The organism is Longimicrobiaceae bacterium, from assembly GCA_035696245.1.
GTDB lineage: Bacteria > Gemmatimonadota > Gemmatimonadetes > Longimicrobiales > Longimicrobiaceae > DASRQW01.
Genome location: DASRQW010000097.1, coordinates 1 through 4,576 on the forward strand (window position 1 = coordinate 1; position 4,576 = coordinate 4,576).

Annotated in this window: 5 protein-coding genes; all 5 read right to left on the bottom strand. The window is 72.8% G+C overall.

The window, feature by feature from the left end; translation table 11 throughout:
* On the bottom strand, positions 1–402 hold a 402-nt coding region (locus VFE05_04395; protein HET6229296.1), incomplete at its 3' end, for an NAD(+)/NADH kinase.
* A complete protein-coding gene (gene dxs / locus VFE05_04400; protein HET6229297.1) occupies positions 395–2,314 on the bottom strand; it encodes a 1-deoxy-D-xylulose-5-phosphate synthase in 1,920 nt (639 codons plus the stop codon). The genes dxs and VFE05_04395, both read right to left, overlap by 8 nt.
* Before the next feature lie 665 nt (positions 2,315–2,979).
* A complete protein-coding gene (locus VFE05_04405; protein ID HET6229298.1) occupies positions 2,980–3,918 on the bottom strand; it encodes a farnesyl diphosphate synthase in 939 nt (312 codons plus the stop codon).
* Positions 3,918–4,175 carry an exodeoxyribonuclease VII small subunit gene (gene xseB / locus VFE05_04410; protein HET6229299.1) on the bottom strand — a complete coding sequence of 86 codons (258 nt, stop codon included), beginning with the start codon at positions 4,173–4,175 and terminating at the stop codon, positions 3,918–3,920. The genes VFE05_04405 and xseB overlap by 1 nt, the downstream gene beginning before the upstream one ends.
* On the bottom strand, positions 4,176–4,576 hold a 401-nt coding region (locus VFE05_04415; GenBank protein ID HET6229300.1), incomplete at its 5' end, for an exodeoxyribonuclease VII large subunit.

Sequence of the window (4,576 nt, forward strand, 5' to 3'; positions counted from 1 at the left end):
CGCGAACAGCGCCTGGACCCGCAGCGCCATCCGCTCCTCGAGCGAGTAGTCGCCCGCCACGAAGTGCTCCAGCGCGTCCTCCAGCTCCTCCGGCGCGGCGGAGGTCAGGAACCCGAGGTGGCCCAGGTTGACGCCCAGCACGGGCACGCTGCCGAACGCGACGCGGCGCGCCCCGCGCAGCAGCGTGCCGTCGCCGCCCAGCGTGACCAGGAGGTCCAGCGAGCCGCAGACGTCCGGCGTCAGGTCCGCGCGGCCGGGGGCCAGGCCGTGCAGCGCTTCCTCCAGGAACGGCGTGGCGCCGTGGCGGTCGGCGAACGCGAGCACCCGCGCCAGCGCCTCCTCGAGGGGCGCGTAGCGCGGGTGGCCTACGACTCCGATGCGCAGGGGGGCGGCCTCAGGCACTCTCCAGCAGGGGCTGGAGGACCGGCCTGCCCAGCAGCCGCCGCGCGCGCGCGGCGATCCCCTGCGGCGTGAGGCCCAGCTCGGCCAGCAGCTCGGCGCGCTCGCCGTGCTCCACGAACCCGTCGGGCATGCCCATCGACGCGCCGCGGACCCCCGGCCACTCCTCGGCGATGCGGGCGCGGACGAACGTGCCGAAGCCGTTCACCACCGTCCCCTCCTCCACCGTCAGCACGTGGCCGTGCGCGGGAAAGAGCTTTGCCAGCGCGGCCTCGTCCAGCGGCTTGATGAAGCGGCAGTTGACCACCGTGGCGCTCACGCCCTCGCGCGCCAGCTCCTCGGCCGCGGCGAGCGCGGGGAGCACCATCGTCCCGGTGGCGAGGAGGGCCAGGTCGCGGCCGGAGCGCAGCGTCTCCCACGTGCCGTACTCCACCGGCGGGATCTCGAGCGGCGGCTTGGGCGCGGCGGGCACCGTGTCGCGCGGGATGCGGATGGAGAACGGGCCGGCGTGGTCCAGGCCCAGGCGGAGGAGGCCGACCATCTCCTCGCCGTCCTTGGGCGCCGTGACGGTCATCCCCGGCACCGCCAGCATGTAGGCGATGTCCAGCCCGCCGTGGTGCGTCTGCCCGTCGTCGCCGGCGATGCCGCCGCGGTCCATCACGAAGGTCACCGGCAGGTCCTGGAGCGCGACGTCGTGCACGATCGAGTCGTACGCGCGCTGCAGGAACGTGCTGTAGATGGCGACCACGGGCTTGATTCCCTGCGTGGCCAGCCCGGCCGCGAACGTCACCGCGTGGCCCTCGGCGATGCCCACGTCGAAGAAGCGGCCGGGATGCGCCTTCTCGAACACGTCCGTGCTCGTCCCCGTCGCCATCGCCGCCGTGATCGCGACCACATCCGGCCGCTCGCGGGCGAGCTCGGTCAGCGCCTCGCCGAAGACGTTCTGGTAGCGGGGGAGGCCGGCCGCGCTCTTCTTCAGCGGCGCGCCGGTCGCCTTGTCGAAGCCGCCGCCCGCGTGCCACTTCACCTGGTCCGCCTCGGCCGGCGCGAAGCCCTTGCCCTTGGTGGTGATGACGTGGACGAGGCGCGGGCCCTTCATCTTCCGCACCTCGGCGAAGACCTCGGTGAGCTGCTTCACGTCGTGCCCGTCCACCGGGCCGATGTAGCGGAAGCCCAACTCCTCGAAGAGCATGCCGGGAACGAACATGCCCTTCACCGCGTCGTCCGCGCGGACGGCGAACGCCTCCAGCATCTCGCCGATGGAGCCCCGGCGCCCGGCGGCGTGCACCAGCTTCTTCACCTCGTCGCGCACGCGGTTGTACACGCGCGACGTGCGCACGCCCGTGAGATGCTTGTGCAGCGCGCCCACGTTGGGCGAGATGGACATCTGGTTATCGTTGAGGACGACGATCAGGTCGCGGTCGGTGTGCCCCGCGTTGTTCAGCGCCTCGAAGGCCAGGCCGCACGTCATCGACCCGTCGCCGATCACGGCGATCACCTTGAAGTCCTCGCCCTTCAGGTCGCGCGCCGCGGCGACCCCGCAGGCGGCACTGATGGACGTGGCCGCGTGGCCGGCGCCGAACACGTCGTACTCGCTCTCGTCGCGGCGCAGGAAGCCGCTCAGGCCGTGGCGCTTGCGGATGGTGGGGAGCTCGTCGTTGCGCCCGGTGAGGATCTTGTGGGGATAGGCCTGGTGGCCCACGTCCCAGATCAGCTGGTCGCGCGGCGTCTCGAACACGCGGTGCAGCGCCACCGACAGCTCCACCGTGCCCAGGTTGGAGCCGAAGTGCGCGCCCTTGTGCGCCGAGACCACGTCCACGATGCGCTGGCGGACCTCGCCGGCCAGCGCGGGCAGGTCGCCCTCGGGCAGCGCCCGCACGTCTGCGGGAGACTTGATGGAATCCAGAAGCGCCACGGTCAGCCACCTTCCCTTCACTCGGATTCGGCCGGGCGAACCCTCGCCCGCCGCATGATCGCGGACCGCGCCAGCGCGCGCACCTCCGCTCTACGTGCCAATCTACGCCCTGAGCCCCGCTCGTCCACCCTGAACACCAATACGACGGGAACGCGAATGCACTTTATCATACAAAGTGCATCGCTCCCCGTCAAATGGCGTGTCGGTAGATGGCGTCCGCGCGGATCGCATCATCGGCGCATATCCAACCACGGTCCGACACGCAGGTCGGCCCCTACCGGTCCGCAGCGATCTTGCTCTTCCGAAGGCATGCCTCCGCCCGGTAGGGTCGCACCGTGCGACCGTCCTTCCGTCGCAGGATCGCATCCGTCGAGCGTAGATGCGTCCGCAGCGCCCGAGACGCGGGTCGCCCCACCAGTCGCGGCGATGCCGCGTTTCATCGGCATCACGCCATCCTCACATCCTGTAGGGTCGCACCTGCGTGTGCGACCGTCTCTCCGCCGCGACATCGCGTCCAGCCGTGTCAATGCGTCCGCGGCGCGGGCCCGACACGCAGGTCGGCCCCTACCGGTCCGGTGCGGTGTCGCTCGTCGGACGACGGACCGCATCTACTGGCCCGCAACACATCTAGCGTACGTCGAACAAGACGGGCCGGTGGATGCGCGTCAGTGGTGGCGTTCGAGGACGTAGTAGGCGAGGGCTTCCAACTCGGGGGCGTGGAGGCCGGCGCCGCCCAGGGCCGCCACGGCTTCGTCCACGCGCTCGCCGGCCAGCTCGCGCGCACCGTCCACGCCGAAGAGCGACGGATAGGTGCACTTGCCCAGCGTCTCGTCGCTCCCGCGTGGCTTTCCGAGCGCTTCCGTGTCGCCCACCACGTCGAGGATGTCGTCGACGATCTGGAAGGCGAGGCCCAGGTCTTCGCCGTACAGCGTGAGGGCGGCGAGCTGCGCGTCGGTCGCGCCCGCGACGATGCCGCCGATGCGGAGCGACGCGGCCAGCAGCGCCGCCGTCTTCCCGCGGTGGATGCGCTCCAGCCCGTCCGCATCCACCGGCTTGTCCTCGCCTTCCAGGTCGAGCAGCTGTCCGCCCACCATCCCCGCCGCCCCGCCCGCCCGGCAAAGCTCGACCGCAAGGCGGGAGCGCACTTCGGCGGAGAGGCCGAGGGCGGCGGCCCGCGAGTCCAGCACGCGCACGGCGGCGGGGATCAGCGCGGCGCCGGCGAGCATGGCGCCGGTCGGCCCGTAGACGCGGTGGACGGTCGGGCGCCCGCGGCGCAGGTCGTCGTCGTCCATGCACGGAAGGTCGTCGTGCACCAGCGAATACGTGTGCACGACCTCCACCGCCGCGGCCAGCCCCCACAGCTCCTCCGGCGGCTCCTTGCCGCGGACGGCGCGATAGGCGGCGACGCAGAGGATGGGGCGAAGCCGCTTGCCGCGCGTCTCCAGCGCGTAGGCCATGGGCACGCGAAGCGCAGGCGGCGCGCCATCGAGCACGGCGTCCTTGATGGCCTCCAGCCCCGCCTCGGCGCGTGCGCGCTCGCGGGCGAGGAAGGCGTCCAGGTCCACCGGCGGCTCCGGCGGAGCGTCGCTGGCGCGCAGCAGCACTACAGCTCCTCCGGGAAGGTCTCGAGCCGGAACGCGTCGCCGTCGGCCACGAGCTGGCGGACGCGGTCCTCGGCGCCGTCCAGCGTGGAGCCCGCGCGGCGGAGGAGCGCGACGCCCTCCTCGAACAGCGCCAGCGACTCGTCCAGCTCCAGCGGCTCGCCCTCTATGCGCTCCACGATCTCGCCCAGGCGCTCCATGGCCGCCTCGAACGTCGTCTCCGCGTCGTGCGCGGCCACCGCCGCGGGCTTCTTCGCCATCTACCGTCGCTCCGTGTCCAATGTCGGCGCCCCATCGACCCGGCAGGGCACCGTCCCGTCCGCCACGCGCAGCGCGAACGCCGCGCCCGGCCCGAACTCCGCGGCCGAGCGGAGGACGCGCCCGCCGTCCGCCAGCGGCACCGCGAAGCCGCGCGAAAGCGCCGCCAGCGGCGACAGCGCGTGCAGCCGCCCCGCGACGCCGCCCACCTTCTCCCGCCGCGCAACCAAAAGCCGCTCCATCGCGCTCCGCAGCCCGGCGGACGCGGCGTCGACGGCCGACCGCTCCACGGCGATGCGCTCGTGCACGGCGGACGCGAGACGATCCCCAAGCTCCGCCACCTGCCGCCGCACGTGCGTCCCGTCCGGCACCGCAGCCTCGGCCGCGGCGGACGGCGTCGGCG

Coding starts and splice junctions, on each gene's coding strand:
- xseB (HET6229299.1), bottom strand. CDS start 4,175: ATGGCGAAGAAGCCCGCGGCGGTGGCCGCGCACGACGCGGAGACGACG.